Genomic DNA, 14,306 nt, shown 5'->3' on the forward strand with positions numbered 1-14,306 from the left:
GGCGACCCGGCGGCGAATGGGGTGAGTCGGCGGAATGAGCGGAGAGGTGGCGGTGCGCCGTTTTCCGACCCTGACCGTGTCGACGCCACGGGTGCACGTACGGCCGTTGCGCGGCACCGACGCGGAGGCGGTCTCGGCGATCTTCGCCGACAAGCAGACCCGGCGCTGGCTGCCGTTACAGCGCGAACTCGGCGAGATCGACGCCGAGGCCTGGTGCACGGAGATGGCCCAGGAACGGCGGGACAGCGGTAACGGCGACCACTACGGCATGATCCGGCGCGAGGACGAGCGGCTGGTGGGCTGCCTGTGGACCAAGCGCACCGACTGGGGAGGCCGGGTCACCGAGGTGTCGTACGCGGTCGCGCCGGAGGCGCGCGGCTTCGGCATGGCCGCGGAGGCGGTCGACGCGATAGCCGTCGCGTTGATCCTGGAGCACGGCTTCCAGCGTCTCGAACTACGGGTTGCCCCCGGCAACACCGCGTCTCGACGGGTCGCCGAGAAGGCCGGGTTCACCTACGAGGGGCTGCTGCGCAACGCCGGGTACGTGCACAGCGGCCGGGTCGACCTGGAGGTCTGGTCCCTGGTCGCCGCCGACCTGCACCGCCACTGACCATGACCACCCACTCCGCGCGCCTCCCTGGTGAACCGGCTGCTCACCGTCGTACGGAGCGCCGTGCGCGCGCCCGTCAACTGGTGATCTCGTCCGAGGGCGGGTTGAACTGGCGTACCGGCTGGTCCTTCAGCGCGCCCTTGAGGAACCCGGCGACGGCGTCGATCGGCTTGTTCGCCGGCCCCGAACCGACCGGGTTCATCGGGCTGTCCGGGTCGGAGAGGAAGCTCGCGGCGGCCAGCTCGGGGGTGTAGCCCACGAACCAGGCGGCCCGGTCGCTGTCGGTGGTACCCGTCTTGCCGGCCACCGGCCGACCGACGATGCCCCGCACCCGGTCGGCGGTGGACCAGCCGCCGCAGGAGCCCCGGGCCGGGGTGTCCCCGGTCGGGCACCGGGCGGCGTCGGTGGCGGCCCGGGCCGCGTCGGCGCTGACCTGCTGGCTGCACCGGGGGAGGGCGATCTCCAGATCCATCCCGGAACCGCTCCGGTAGGTCGCCGGGGTGCCGTCCGGCCCGACGATCGAGCTGACCGGCAGCGCCTCGCAGAACCGTCCCTCGGCGGCGACGGCGGCGTACGCGTTCGCCATCTCCAGCGGGGTGACGTCGGAGACCCCGAGGGTGAACGAGCCCCACTTGTTCGCCTGGCTCGGGGACGCCTGCCGCTTGTCGATGTCGGTACGCCACTGCAGGCCCAACCGTTCGGCCAGCCGGACCACGTTCTCGGCACCGACCTTCTGCTCCAGCCAGACGAAGTACGTGTTGACCGACTTGCCGAAGCCGGACCACATGGTCTGGTTGCCGCTCATCGCGCCGCTGGCGTTCGACGGGCACCAGTACCCGCCGCAGTCCGTCGGGCCGCCGCTGCCGTCCGGATAGATCGAGACGAACCGGTGCGGCGAGTTGAACGAGGTGCTCAGTGGCAGGCCGGCGTCGAGCGCGGCGAGCATGGTGAACATCTTGAACGTCGAGCCGGCCTGGTAGCCGGGGAGGTCCCCGCCGCCGAGCAGCGGTACCACGGTGTTCGGGTAGTTGCCCTTCATCCGGCTGCGCTTGCTCGGGTCGGAGTGTGGACCGTTCTCGCTCTGGTCCAGCGAGTAGGACCGGTTCACCGCCATCGAGCGGACGTACCCGGTGCCGGGTTCGACCGCGACCAGGCCGTGGCCGTACGGGCTGCCGGTGGACTCGCCGGCCTGCACCTGCTCGTCGGCGACCTTCTGCATGTTCGGGTCCAGGCTGGTGACGATGGTGTAGCCGCCCCGGCGCAGCTTGTCGAGGCGCTCGAGGGTGTTGCTGCCGAAGGCCGGCTGCGCGGCCCACCACGCCTTCAGGTAGTCGCAGAAGAAGCCCCAACTGTTGCGCTCCTCCGGCACCGAGACGCAGTCGTTCGGCGGGTTGCTGAGGCGGAGCTGGATCGGCTCGGCCTTCGCCGCCGCCGTGGCCTGCGGGGAGAGGTAGCCCATCGCCTGCATCCGGTCGAGTACGTAGTTGCGCCGGTCGGTGGCGGCTCTCCGGTCCGAGCTGGCCGGGTCGTACGTGGTCGGCGCCTTCACCAGCCCGGCGAGGGTGGCCGCCTCGACCGGGGTGAGGTCCTTCGGCAGCTTCGAGAAGAAGATCTCCGACGCCGAGTAGATGCCGTACGCCCGGTGGCCGAAGTAGGCCGAGTTGAGGTAGCGCTCCAGGATCTGCGACTTCGTCGTCTCCTTCTCCAGGTCGAGGGCGAGTCGCATCTCCCGCAGCTTGCGCAGCGGCGTCTGCTCGGTGGCCTGCCGGGCCTCCATCGGCGTCTTCGCACTGTCCCGCAGGGCCATCCGGACGTACTGCATGGTCAGGGTCGAGGCGCCCTGGGACACCCCGCCGGCCTGCTGGTTGGCGACGAAGGCCCGGAGTACGCCCTTGGGGTCGACGCCGTTGTGCTCGTAGAACCGGGAGTCCTCCGAGGCGACGATCGCCTGCTGGATGTACGGCGACATCTGGGAGACCGGCACGTACCGCCGGTGCTCCTCGTAGAAGGTGGTAATCAGGGTCGTCCCGTCGGCGGCGTAGACGTAGCTGGTCTGCGCGGGCGAGGAGGCGAGCAGGTCGGCCGGGGTCTTCTCCACCAGGTCGGCGCCGGCCTTGGCAGCCAGCCCACCGACCGCGACGAACGGGAACAAGGCCGCCGCGACGACCACACCGGCGATGAGGCCGGCACGGAGCAGGGGTACGAGTCGACCAGAGGCGGAGCGGGTGGTGGGGTTGGTCACGTTTCCAAGCTATGATAAATCTTGGTAAAACATGATAAAGATTCGCGAATCTCCGAGTCTCCGGGCCGGCCGGTTCGACCACTCCCGATCCGCTCCGGGACGGCACTGGCCCCCGTGCCGCGACGCCCGGCAGGATCATGCCCATGCACCGGCCCGCCCCCGCAGCGCCCTCCGTCGGGCCCGATCCCGGCCACCACCGACCCGGCCCGCACGCCCCGAACCAGGCCGTCCCGGACGCCGCGAACCAGCCCGGCGGGCACACGCCGGATCAGCTCGACCGGCACGGGCCGGATCTGGGCCACCACGGCGACGTCGAACTCGCTCCCGGTCTGGTGGATCTCGCGGTCAACGTCCAGCGGCACCCGATGCCGGTCTGGTTGCGGGAACCGGTCGTCGCCGCGCTGGAGACACTGGCCGCCTATCCCGATCCCGGCCCGGCCCGGGCCGCCGTCGCCGCCCGGCACCGCCGTCCGGTCGACGAGGTACTGCTCACCGCCGGCGCCGCGGAGGGGTTCGTGCTGCTCGCCCGGGCGCTCCGGGACGCCTGCCGGCCGGTGGTGGTGCATCCCCAGTTCACCGAGCCGGAGGCGGCGCTACGCGCGGCCGGGCACCGGGTCGAGCGGGTGCTGCTGCCGGCGGAGACCGACTTCCGGCTGGACCCCGAGCTGGTGCCGGCCGACGCCGATCTGGTCTTCGTCGGCAACCCCACCAACCCCACCTCGGTACTCCACCCGGCCGACGTACTGGCCGGCCTCGCCCGCCCCGGCCGGGTACTGGTGGTCGACGAGGCATTCGCCGACTCCACGATCACCGGCGACTCCACCGTCGGGGGGATCGCCGAGCCCGAGTCGCTGGCGAGCCGGCGCGACATCCCGGGGCTGGTCGTCGTGCGGAGCCTCACCAAGACCTGGGGACTGGCCGGACTCCGCGTCGGCTACCTGCTCGCTCCGGCCGAGCTGGTCGAGCGGTTGGCGGCGGTACAGCCACTCTGGGCGGTCTCCAGCCCCGCGCTCGCCGCAGCGGCGGCCTGCGCCACGCCCGCTGCCGTCGAGGCGGAGCACCGGATCGCCGCCCGGCTCGCCGTCGAGCGGGCGTACCTGGTCCGGCGGCTCGGCGAGCTTCCCCGGGTACGCGTCGCGGGTACCCCGGCCAGCGCCTTCGTCCTGGTGCACCTGCCCGGGGCGGCCGGGGTACGGCTGGCCCTGCGCGACCGGGGTTTCGCGGTACGACGCGGGGACACCTTCCCGGGGCTGGGCCCCGACTGGCTGCGCCTCGCGGTACGGGACACTGCCACCACCGACCTGTTCGTGGCCGCGCTGGCCGGAATCCTGGAGGAATGATGTTGGACGCCACCCTCGCCGGGATCGGACCACTCGACGAGGCGGCCATGGCCGCGGCTGCGGACCTGCACGGGAGGCTGACCAAGCCGGCCGGTTCGCTGGGCGCACTGGAGGAACTCTCGATCCGGCTGGCCGGGTTGGCCGGCGTCTGTCCGCCGCCGCTGCCCGAGCCCGCCGCAGTGGCGATCTTCGCCGCCGACCACGGCGTGCACGCCCAGGGGGTCAGCCCGTGGCCGCAGGAGGTCACCGCGCAGATGGTGGGGAACTTCCTGGCCGGCGGTGCGGTGGTGAACGCGTTCGCCGGGCAGATCGGCGCGACGGTCACCGTGGTCGACGTCGGGGTGGCCACCCCGCTGCCGCAGGTGAAGGTGCCGGCACAGCGGTCGGGGCGGTCGGCTCCCCGGTTGATCAGCGCCAGGGTGCGGGACGGCAGCCGGGACATGAGCGTCCGGCCCGCCCTGACCCGGGACGAGGCACGCAGCGCGGTCGAGGCCGGCATCCGGGTCGCACACGAACTGCTCGACTCCGGGGCCGGGATCCTGCTCACCGGTGACATGGGGATCGGCAACACCACGGCCGCCGCCGCGCTGATCGCCGCCTTCACCGGAATCGACCCGGCCGAGGCCACCGGCCGGGGTACCGGGATCGACGACGTCACGTACGCCCGCAAGGTGGCCGTGGTCCGGGCGGCGCTGGCCCGGCACGTACCCGATCCGGCCGATCCGCTCGGAGTGCTCGCCGCGGTCGGTGGCCTGGAGCACGCGGCGCTGGCGGGTTTCGTCCTGGGCGGCGCCGCCCGACGGGTCCCGGTGCTGCTGGACGGGGTGAGCGCGGTCGCCGCCGCGCTCGCGGCGGCCGCCTTCGCCCCGGACGCGGTCGGTGCGATGGTCGCCGGGCACCGCTCGGCCGAGCCGGGCGCGACCGCCGGGTTGGACCGGCTGGGCCTGCTGCCGATAATCGATCTGGGCCTACGGCTCGGCGAGGGCACCGGCGCCCTGCTTGGCTATCCGGTGGTCGCCGGTGCGGTGCGGGTGCTGCACGAGGTGGCCACGTTCGACGCGGCGGGAGTGTCGGAGAAATGATCATGTATCCGCTTGCGCTGCGGCTCGCCGGCCGGCGTGTGCTGGTGGTCGGCGGCGGGGCGGTGGCGACCCGGCGGGTGCCGGCGCTGTTGGAGGCGGAGGCCCGGGTGGTGGTGGTCGCCCCCGAGCTGACCCCGGCGCTGCGGGCGCACGTCGACGCGGGCCGGCTGGAATGGGTGGCTCGGGAGTACGCGCCGGCCGACCTGGACGGTGTCTGGCTGGTACAGGTGGCGGTCGACGATCCGCTCGCCGCCGAGGCGGTCAGCGCCGCCGCGTTCGAGCGGCAGATCTTCTGCGTACGCGCCGACGACCGTGACGCCGCGACCGCCTGGACCCCGGCGGTGACCCGGTACGGTCCGCTCACCGTCGCCGTGCTCGGCGGAGGTGACCCGCGTCGCGCGATGGCGGTCCGGGACGCGATCCGCGAGCAGTTGATCACCGGCGCCCTCTCCGGTGTCGCGGCGGAGTCACCCCCGCTGCCCGGCCCAGACGGCGTCACCCCCACCGACACCGCCGGCGCCTCGGACGGCGCCGCACGGGCGCACCCGGGCCCCCGGAACGCCAACCCACCCAACGCCCACGACACCGGCAACGCCCACGACACCGGCAACGCCCACGACACCGGCAGCACTCACGACAACGGCAACGCCCACGACACCGGCAGCACTCACACCGATGTCGCCACCGACGCAGACGCAGACGTCGGCCGGGTCGCGCTGGTCGGTGCGGGTCCCGGCGACCCCGAGCTGATCACCGTCCGCGGCCGGCGGCTGCTCGCCGAGGCCGACGTGGTTGTCGCCGACCGGCTGGTCCCCGGGCTGCTCCTGGACGAACTCCGCCCCGAGGTCGAGCTGGTGGACGCCACGAAGATCCCGCACGGCCCGGCCGCCGCCCAGGAGGAGATCAACCGGGTACTGGTGGACCGTGCCCTGGCCGGCGCCCGGGTGGTCCGGCTCAAGGGCGGCGACCCGTACGTCTTCGGTCGGGGTGGCGAGGAGGCGTTGGCCTGTGCGGCCGCCGGGATACCGGTGACCGTGGTCCCCGGGGTGACCAGCTCGGTCGCCGCCCCGGCGGCCGCGGGCATCCCGGTGACCCACCGGGGCGTGGCGCACGAGTTCACGGTGGTCTCCGGGCACCTGCCGCCGGAGCATCCCGACTCCCTGGTCGACTGGTCGGCGCTGGCCCGGCTGCGCGGCACCCTGGTCGTGCTGATGGGGCTGAACAACCTCCCGGCGATCGCCGCCGCGCTGCGGGCGTACGGCCGGCGGCCGGATACCCCGGCGGCGGTGGTACAGGAGGGCACGACCCACGGCCAGCGGGTGCTCCGGTCGACCCTGGACGCGGTAGCCGCAGAGGCGCTCGCGGCGGGTTTCCGCCCCCCGGCGGTGGTCGTCTTCGGTGACGTGGCGACCACCCTCGCCGCGGTTCCCTCCTCCGCGTCGGGGAGCGCGTAGCAGGTTTCGGGTTGTAGTGGCCGCACAGACTCCGTGCGGCCCCTCCAACACCGAGGGACGGCGCCCGACCACCACAACCCGCGGGGGGGGGGGGGGGGGGGGCCCCCCCCCCCCGCCCGCCGCCCCCCCACCCCAACCCCGAGGTAGCGCGCGATCACCGATCACCCCCCGGAGGGGGTCAGGACTTGAGCATGTTGTCCAGGAGGAGGGCGCAGCGGATCAGGCCGAGGTGGCTGTAGGCCTGCGGATGGTTGCCGAGGCCGCGCTCGGAGATCGGGTCGTACTGCTCGGGGAGCAGGCCGGTCGGGCCGGCGGTGTCGACCATCTGGGCGAACAGCTCCTCCGCGTCCGACCGCCGACCGGTGCGCAGGTACGCCTCGATCAGCCAGGCGGTGCAGATGTGGAAGCCGCCCTCCCGCCCGGGCAGTCCGTCGTCCCACCGGTAGCGGTAGACCACCGGACCGCTGCGCAGGTCGGCCTCGACCTTCAGCACGGTGGCCAGGAACCGGGGGTCGTCGTCGGGCAGCAGCCCGGACAGGCCGATCCAGAGCGAGGAGGCGTCCATCTCCTCGTCGCCGTACGCCACCGTGTAGGCGCCGGCACCGGCGTGCCAGCCGAACTCCAGCACGTTGTGCCCGATCCGGTCGCGCAGCTCCACCCACTCCGGCCGGTCGCCGTCGCCGTGCCGCCGCACCACGTGCAGCGCCCGGTCCACCGTCATCCAGCACATCACCTTGGAGTAGACGTGGTGCCGGGGTGGCAGTCGGGCCTCCCAGAGCCCGTGGTCGGGCTCGTGCCAGCGCCGGGAGACCGCCTCGACCATGTTCTCCAGTACCCGCCACTCGGTGTCGCGTACCGAGCCGCGCAGGTCGGCGACGGCGGCCAGCAGGTCGGCGACCGGCCCGAAGACGTCGAGCTGGAGCTGGTGGTTGGCGAGGTTGCCGACCCGGACCGGCCGGGAGCCGGCGTAGCCGGGCAGGGTGTCGATGACCGCCTCGGCGCCGAGTTCGTAGCCGTCGACGGTGTAGAGCGGGTGCAGCCGCTCCGGGTGCCCGCCGGTGCGTTCGACGCAGCCGTCGACCCAGCGCAGGAAGCCCTCGGCCTCGGTTAGCGAGCCGAGGTCGACCAGGGCGCGCGCGGTCATCGCGGCGTCGCGCAGCCAGCAGTACCGGTAGTCCCAGTTGCGTACCCCGCCCAACTCCTCCGGGAGCGAGGTGGTCGCGGCGGCCAGGATCGAGCCGCTCGCCTCGTGCACCAGGCCGCGCAGGGTCAGCGCGCTCCGCCCGACCATGTCCCGGGCGGTGCTGGGCAGCCGGAGCCCGGTGACCCAGTCCCGCCACGGCTGCTCCGCCACCGCCTGCCGCTCCTGCACCGGTACCCGGTGGTGGTCCAGGCTGTGCGAGCCGAACCGCAACTCGCAGGTGACCTGGCCACCGGCGGCGGCCAGGTCGACCACCGCGCGGGCGGTCTCGTAGCCGCCGTCGTTGACGATCTCCCACTCGACGCCGGGGGAGTAGAGCGCGATCGGCTCGTTGGAGCCGAGCACCAGCAGCCCGTCGCCGAGCGGCTGGAGCTGCACGGCGACCTGGCCGAACTCGGGGCGGGGGGCGAAGTCGAGCCGGACCCGGCCGGCGCCGCTGAGCACCCGGACCAGGGTCGAGTCACCGCTGATCACCGCCGAGCCGGTGGGCACGCCGTCGGTGGAGGGCCGGTCCAGCCAGTCGGTGACGGTCAGCCCGGACCAGCGGGTCTCCACGGTCATCGTGCCCGTCCGGTAGCGCTGGCCGAGCGGCAGGCCGCCGCGTTCCGGGGCGATGCTGAAGTAGCCGGCCGGGTTGCCGCCGACCAGGTCGGCGAAGATCGCCGGGGAGTCGGGCTTGGGGTGGCAGAGCCAGCTCAGGCTCGCCTCGGGGGTGACGAGTGCGACGGTACGCCCGTTGGCGAGCATCGAGTGCCGCTCGATCGGTACGGCCCGTTCGCCGAAGAGCCAGTTCCGGCGCACCTCCAGCAGCAGCGCGAGCACCCGGGCGGCGTCGACCGGCTCGTCGATCCGGAAGGTGGCCCTGGTCTCGCCGGGGCCGATCTTGATGCCGACGTCCGGGCCGTGCAGCTTGGCGAAGGCGTTCTCGTCGGTGACGTCGTCGCCGAGGAAGAGGGCGGCGCTCGCCGAGAGCTGGGTGCGGAGCTGTTCGAGCGCGGTCCCCTTGTTGGTGGGGATCACCGACAGCTCGATCACCTCCTTGCCCCGGGTCACGGTGACGTCCGGCCAGATCGCCGGGCCGGCGTCCACCGCCGCGACGACCTCGGCGGCGACCTCGGGGTCGGCGCCCCGGGTGTGTACCGCGATGCTGGCCGGTTTGGTCTCCAGGCGTACCCGGCCGCGGCCGGCGACGATCTGGCGCAGCTCGTTGCGGAGCCGGGTGCGTACCTCGATCAGCTCGGGGGAGAGCCGCTCGACGAAACCGATATCGAACTCGGAGCCGTGGCTGCCGACCAGGTGTACCTCGCTGGGCAGCCGGGAGAGCGTGGCCAGGTCGCGCAGGGCCCGGCCGGAGACCACGGCGACGGTGGTCTGCGGCAGGGCGGCCAGCGCGCGCACCGCGGCGACCGACTCGGGCAGCGGCACGGCCTTGGTCGGGTCCTCCACGATCGGCGCGAGCGTGCCGTCGTAGTCGCAGGCGACCAGGAGCTGTGGCACCCGGGCGATCCGGCCGATGGCCGACCGCAGTTCGGGGTCGATCCCGTCGAGGGTCCGGGGACCCCCGTCGAGCAGGGAACCAACCTTCACTCGTCCTCCGTCTCGGGTACGCCCAACTCGTTGAGGAAGGACCGGGCCCAGTGTCCGACATCGTGCGTACGCAGGTGGCGCTGCATGATGCGCATGCGGCGCCGAGCCTCGACCTTGTCGACGTGGACCGCGCGCAGCAGCGCGTCCTTGACTCCGTCCGGGTCGTGCGGGTTACAGAGGAATGCCTGGCGCAGCTCGGTGGCGGCGCCGGCAAACTCACTGAGCACGAGGGCGCCGCCCGAGTCGGCGCGTGTTGCTACGTACTCCTTGGCCACCAGATTCATTCCGTCTCGCAGCGGGGTCACCATCATCACGTCGGCCGCGCAGTAGAGCGCGGCCAGTTCACTGCGACTGTACGACTGATGGAGGTAATGGACGGCCGGTACGCCGACCCGGCCGAATTCGCCATTAATTCGACCAACTTCGCGTTCCACCTTGACCCGGAGTGCCTGGTAGTGCTCGACACGTTCCCGACTTGGCGTAGCAACCTGCACCATAACCGCGTCGGGAACTGTCAACTTTCCGTCAGAGAGCAACTCGCGGAACGCCTTGAGCCGAAGTTCGATGCCCTTGGTGTAGTCGAGCCGGTCCACGCCGAGGATCACCGTCTTCGGGTCGCCCAGTTCGGTACGGATCTGCTTGGCCCTGGCCTGCACCGCCGGGTCGACGGCCATCCGCTCCATCTCGGCCACGTCGATGGAGATGGGGAAGGCACCCGCCTTCACCTGCCGGCCGTCCACCTGGATCATCTGGCCCTCGTAGCGGAGGCCGAGCAGGTGCCGGGCCAGCCGGACGAAGTTCTGCGCCGCCAGCCGCTGCTGGAAGCCGACCAGGTCGGCGCCGAGCAGCCCGCGCAGCACCTCGGCGCGCAGCGGCATCTGCATGAAGAGTTCGATCGGCGGGAACGGGATGTGCAGGAAGAAGCCGATCCGCAGGTCGGGGCGGAGTTCCCGGAGCATCGCCGGTACCAGTTGGAGCTGGTAGTCCTGCACCCAGACCGTGGCGCCCTCGGCGGCCACCTCGGCCGCGGCCTCGGCGAACCGGGCGTTCACCAGCCGGTACGCCTCGCGCCACCGGCGCTTGTACGCCGGGGTCTCCACCGCGTCGTGGTAGAGCGGCCAGATCGTGGCGTTGGACTGGCCCTCGTAGTAGCGTTCGAGTTCCTCCGCGCTCAGTGGTACCGGGTGCAGCCGGATGCCCTCCAGGTCGAACGGCTCCGGCGCGGCGCCCACACCGCCGGCCCAGCCGACCCAGGTGCCCTGGTGCTGGGCGAGCACCGGATGCAGGGCGGTGACCAGACCTCCGGGGCTGCGCCGCCACTGGCGTCCCTCGGCTGTGGTCACCTCGTCGACCGGCAGGCGATTCGCAACGACCACGAACGAGCTACGTACGGTCACAATCAGTGCACCTCCGGTAATGACGGGTGGTCCACCGCTGAGCGTACTGAGCGTAGCCGCGGTGCCTAACCCCCAGTGGCACAGTTACTGCCCTGCGGGACGCGGGACGAAAACACAAAGGTGATCATGACCACCCGGCCGGTGCGGGCGCCGGCTCCGGCGTCGGCTCCCCGGCGTCGGCTCCGGCGGAGGGTGATGTGGGCGGGCCGGGCCGGACCTGTCAGGATTGACGACGGCGCTTCCGCCGCACCGCGTGGCCGGCGTGACACCGACAGCGCGGTCCAGAGCAAGCCCGACGTCGTGGTCGATCGTAAACACGGCATTCGGGGACATCACATCCGTGGGAGGTAGGCCGCACCGTGGCCCAGTACATCTACGTCCTGGAGAAGGCGCGCAAGGCGCACGGCGACAAGGTCGTGCTGGACAACGTGACGCTGAGCTTCCTGCCGGGGGCCAAGATCGGTGTGGTCGGTCCGAACGGCGCCGGCAAGTCCAGCCTGCTCAAGATCATGGCGGGCCTGGACCGGCCGAGCAACGGCGAGGCCCGGCTGATGCCCGGCTACACCGTCGGGCTGCTCGCCCAGGAGCCGCCGCTCAACGACGCCAAGACCGTGCTCGGCAACATCGAGGAGGCGGTGGCGGAGACCAAGGCCAAGCTGGAGCGGTTCAACAAGATCGCCGAGCAGATGGCCACCGACTACTCCGACGAGCTGATGGCCGAGATGGGGCAGCTCCAGGAGGAGCTGGACCACGCCGACGCCTGGGACGTGGACTCCAAGCTCGAACTGGCGATGGACGCGCTGCGCTGCCCGCCGCCGGACGCCGACGTCACCCAGCTCTCCGGTGGCGAGCGGCGCCGGGTCGCACTCTGCAAACTGCTGCTGGAGGCGCCCGACCTGCTGCTGCTGGACGAGCCGACCAACCACCTGGACGCGGAGAGCGTGCAGTGGCTGGAGCAGCACCTCGCCAAGTACGCCGGCACGGTGATGGCGATCACCCACGACCGGTACTTCCTCGACAACGTGGCCGGCTGGATCCTCGAACTCGACCGGGGCCGAGCGGTGGGCTACGAGGGGAACTACTCCACCTACCTGGAGAAGAAGGCCGCCCGGCTGGCCGTCGAGGGGCGCCGCGACGCCAAGATGAAGAAGCGGCTGAGCGAGGAACTGGAGTGGGTCCGGTCCAACGCCAAGGCCCGGCAGACCAAGTCCAAGGCGCGGCTGGACCGCTACGAGGAGATGGCCACCGAGGCCGAGAAGACCCGGAAGCTGGACTTCGAGGAGATCCAGATCCCGCCGGGCCCCCGGCTGGGCAACACCGTGATCGAGGCGCACGGGCTGCGCAAGGCGTTCGGCGAGCGGGTGCTGATCGACAACCTGAGCTTCTCGCTGCCCCGCAACGGCATCGTCGGCATCATCGGCCCGAACGGCGTCGGCAAGACCACCCTGTTCAAGACCATCGTCGGGCTGGAGCAGCCGACCGCCGGCTCGGTGAAGGTGGGCGAGACGGTGAAGCTGTCGTACGTCGACCAGAACCGGGAGGGGCTGGCCGGCGACAAGACCGTCTGGGAGGTCGTCTCGGACGGGCTGGACCACCTGATGGTGGGCAAGGTCGAGATGCCGTCCCGGGCCTACGTCGCGGCCTTCGGGTTCAAGGGCCCCGACCAGCAGAAGCCGACCAAGGTGCTCTCCGGCGGCGAGCGCAACCGGCTCAACCTGGCGCTGACCCTCAAGATCGGCGGCAACGTCATCCTGCTCGACGAGCCCACCAACGACCTGGACGTGGAGACCCTCTCCTCGCTGGAGAACGCGCTGCTGGAGTTCCCCGGCTGTGCCGTGGTCATCTCGCACGACCGGATGTTCCTGGACCGGGTGGCGACGCACATCCTGGCCTGGGAGGGCGACGACGAGGACCCGTCGAAGTGGTTCTGGTTCGAGGGCAACTTCGACGCGTACGAGAAGAACAAGATCGACAGGCTCGGCGCCGAGGCGGCCCGGCCGCACCGGGTCACCTACCGCAAGCTCACCCGTGACTAGTCCGGTGCAGGCCCGGCCGGCGCCAGCGGAGCAGCTCGACAGCCGCAGGTACGTCTACGACTGCACGCTGCGCTGGTCGGACCTGGACGCGTACGGGCACGTCAACAACGCCCGCTTCCTCACCCTCTACGAGGAGGCCCGGGTGGCGTTGATGTTCGCCGGCGGCCGGGCCTGGGGAGTCGGCTCGTTCGCCGACGGCGTGGTGATCTACCGACACGAGGTCGACTACCTGCGCCCGGTCGGGTACGCGCTCGACGAGACGACCGCCGAGCGCGCCCCGACGGTACGCATCGAGATGTGGATCGAGGATCTGCGGCAGTCCCGGTTCACCGTCGCGTACGAACTCTTCGACCGTACGGTGCTGGCCAGCCGGGCCCGGTCGGTGCTGGTGCCGTTCGACCTCGAACAGCAGCGGCCGCGCCGGCTGACCGACTCCGAGCAGGAGTTCCTCCGGCGGTACCTGATCGAGCCGGCGAACCGGGACAACCCAGCGTAGGGAGCGATTCGGTGTCCGCTGCGGAGAAGGCTACGGCCGGTGCGTCGGTGGCGCAGGGTAATGGGCACGGGCTCTCCGGCCTGCCGGACGCCGGTGCCTTCCTGGCCCGGTTGACCCGGCTCGACCCGGGCGCGGTGGTCCGGCTCCGCTCCGGGGCGCCCGGTGCGGCGCCCGGGGCACCGGAACGGACCGTACTCTGGGCGCGGCTGCCCTGGGAGGTGCTGGTGGGCCGGGTGGTCGCCGGGGTCGGCCCGGGCGACGCCACGGTCTCCGCCGCCGAACTGCTGGCCGAACTCGGCCGGGGCGGTGCGGCGTTGCCCCGCCGCCGGGACGCCGACTGGCGCTGGCCGGTGCCGGGCGGGCCCGGCACGGTGGTGGAGACGATCGCCGGTGCCGAGTTGCGCCGGATCGCGGTGGCGGCGGCCCAGACGCTGCGCGGTGCCGCCGTCGAGGGCGTCGCCGGCCGGGCGGTCGGCCAGCGCGCGGTCCGGGACGCCCTGCTCGACCACGTCGCGGTGGTGGTGACCGCGCCATCGACCAGCACCGATCCGGTACCCACCGCCGGCACCGCCGGCACCGATCCGGTCTCCGGCGGCGGCCGGATCGAGATCTCTCAACGGCTGGTCCAGGCCATCGTCCGGATGGGCTTTCTCGGCTCCTCCGGCGCACCCGGGCAGGACGCCGTACGGGTGCGGATCATGGGTCGTTGGGTCGGATTGGCCGCACCATTCGGAGTGGCATGGTCACAGAAAGTCAGTCAGCTTGCGATAAAACCGGCGCGTGATCATCCGAACGGATGAGGCGGCATGGTCCAACCGTCCTGGGGCTGTAGTTGGGGGGGTGCTTCGAGCCGGCTGTACG

Annotated in this window: 10 protein-coding genes; 7 read left to right on the top strand and 3 right to left on the bottom strand. The window is 72.1% G+C overall.

The genetic code is table 11. The annotated features are described in order from the left end of the window. The first annotated feature begins 34 nt into the window (after positions 1 to 34). A complete protein-coding gene (locus tag V1634_RS05430; RefSeq protein ID WP_331206626.1) occupies positions 35 to 610 on the top strand; it encodes a GNAT family N-acetyltransferase in 576 nt (191 codons plus the stop codon). Between the two features lie 76 nt (positions 611 to 686). Here the strand turns inward: V1634_RS05430 and V1634_RS05435 are convergent, their stop codons facing one another. Beyond that, positions 687 to 2,852, bottom strand: coding sequence for a transglycosylase domain-containing protein (locus V1634_RS05435; RefSeq protein WP_331206627.1), 2,166 nt, complete (start codon positions 2,850 to 2,852; stop codon positions 687 to 689). Positions 2,853 to 2,995: 143 nt separating this feature from the next. Here V1634_RS05435 and cobC point away from each other — a divergent pair, with 143 nt between their 5' ends. Genes cobC through cobA form a run of 3 tightly spaced genes read left to right on the top strand, consistent with a single transcriptional unit; the run spans position 2,996 to position 6,728 of the window. Then, a complete protein-coding gene (gene cobC / locus V1634_RS05440; protein WP_331206628.1) occupies positions 2,996 to 4,192 on the top strand; it encodes an Rv2231c family pyridoxal phosphate-dependent protein CobC in 1,197 nt (398 codons plus the stop codon). Continuing rightward, complete coding sequence (gene cobT / locus V1634_RS05445; protein ID WP_331206763.1) at positions 4,192 to 5,274, top strand: nicotinate-nucleotide--dimethylbenzimidazole phosphoribosyltransferase; 1,083 nt, start codon at positions 4,192 to 4,194, stop codon at positions 5,272 to 5,274. The genes cobC and cobT overlap by 1 nt, the downstream gene beginning before the upstream one ends. 2 nt (positions 5,275 to 5,276) lie before the next feature. Next, positions 5,277 to 6,728: a uroporphyrinogen-III C-methyltransferase gene (gene cobA / locus V1634_RS05450; protein ID WP_331206629.1), complete on the top strand. Its 1,452-nt coding sequence runs from the start codon at positions 5,277 to 5,279 to the stop codon at positions 6,726 to 6,728. Positions 6,729 to 6,906: 178 nt separating this feature from the next. Here the strand turns inward: cobA and otsB are convergent, their stop codons facing one another. Both otsB and V1634_RS05460 read right to left on the bottom strand, forming a co-directional pair. Next, positions 6,907 to 9,501: a trehalose-phosphatase gene (gene otsB, locus V1634_RS05455; RefSeq protein WP_331206764.1), complete on the bottom strand. Its 2,595-nt coding sequence runs from the start codon at positions 9,499 to 9,501 to the stop codon at positions 6,907 to 6,909. 11 nt (positions 9,502 to 9,512) lie between these two features. Further along, positions 9,513 to 10,913: an alpha,alpha-trehalose-phosphate synthase (UDP-forming) gene (locus V1634_RS05460; RefSeq protein ID WP_331206630.1), complete on the bottom strand. Its 1,401-nt coding sequence runs from the start codon at positions 10,911 to 10,913 to the stop codon at positions 9,513 to 9,515. Between the two features lie 359 nt (positions 10,914 to 11,272). On the opposite strand from V1634_RS05460, the gene ettA reads away from it, so the two are divergent. From ettA to V1634_RS05475, 3 genes are read left to right on the top strand one after another with little or no spacing between them, the layout of a single operon-like run. Then, the gene (gene ettA / locus V1634_RS05465) at positions 11,273 to 12,949 is read left to right on the top strand and encodes an energy-dependent translational throttle protein EttA (RefSeq protein ID WP_331206631.1); all 1,677 of its coding nucleotides are present in this window, start codon (positions 11,273 to 11,275) and stop codon (positions 12,947 to 12,949) included. Further along, positions 12,942 to 13,445, top strand: coding sequence for an acyl-CoA thioesterase (locus tag V1634_RS05470; RefSeq protein WP_331206632.1), 504 nt, complete (start codon positions 12,942 to 12,944; stop codon positions 13,443 to 13,445). The genes ettA and V1634_RS05470 overlap by 8 nt, the downstream gene beginning before the upstream one ends. 47 nt (positions 13,446 to 13,492) lie before the next feature. Beyond that, positions 13,493 to 14,245, top strand: a complete 753-nt coding sequence (locus V1634_RS05475) for a hypothetical protein (RefSeq protein WP_331206633.1) — start codon at positions 13,493 to 13,495, stop codon at positions 14,243 to 14,245. Positions 14,246 to 14,306: the final 61 nt, after the last annotated feature.

It is taken from the genome of Plantactinospora veratri (assembly GCF_036421995.1).
Lineage (GTDB): Bacteria > Actinomycetota > Actinomycetes > Mycobacteriales > Micromonosporaceae > Plantactinospora > Plantactinospora veratri.